The sequence below is a fragment of the Amycolatopsis sp. NPDC059027 genome, from assembly GCF_042739735.1.
GTDB lineage: Bacteria > Actinomycetota > Actinomycetes > Mycobacteriales > Pseudonocardiaceae > Amycolatopsis.
The window spans coordinates 25,643-26,163 of sequence record NZ_JBHYIK010000099.1 but is presented as its reverse complement, the minus strand read 5'-3'; the positions used below and the strand labels follow the sequence as shown (position 1 = coordinate 26,163).

Sequence of the window (521 nt, the reverse complement as noted above, 5' to 3'; positions counted from 1 at the left end):
CCGTCTGGGACGCCGCAGCGCCCCGCCCCCCCGGGGCCTGCGGGCGCGAGCCCGGCCAATCACACCCCCCCACCCGCCACCAAAGCCCCCTTCAGCACGTCCTACGAGAGGAAGGTCCCCTTCAGAGCGGGCGGGACCACTCGGCGTACTCGGGCAGCAACCGCCGCCCATTGGCCGCGAAGAACGCGCGGACGATGACACCACGGGCGATCCGGATCGCGGGCGGCCCGTCCAGCGCGGCGAACTCCCTGGCCTTGTCGCTGTAGAAACCCTGTCTCCGATAGCGGCGCGTTCGTTCGTCGAAGACCTCTTCGATCATTTCGTCCGGGGTCCGCCCGACGAACTCGGCGAACTGCGCCAGGGCCGCCAACCGTGCCGCGCGGTCGGCCTCCGGCAGCCGGGCGAGTGATCTCGCGTACCGCCGCACGGTGATGAACTCGGTGAACGCCACCCTCCCCATGAGGCCTCCCTTCGCGGACCCGGCCGGCGGGTGGATCGGGGCGGTGGGGGTGAACGCCCTG

General features: G+C 72.0%; 1 protein-coding gene. It reads right to left on the bottom strand.

Translation table 11 applies throughout. The features are described from left to right. Positions 1–121 precede the first annotated feature (121 nt). Positions 122–521, bottom strand: a 400-nt coding sequence (locus ACFWY9_RS40950; protein ID WP_378341422.1) for a hypothetical protein, incomplete at its 5' end; no start/stop codon positions are given.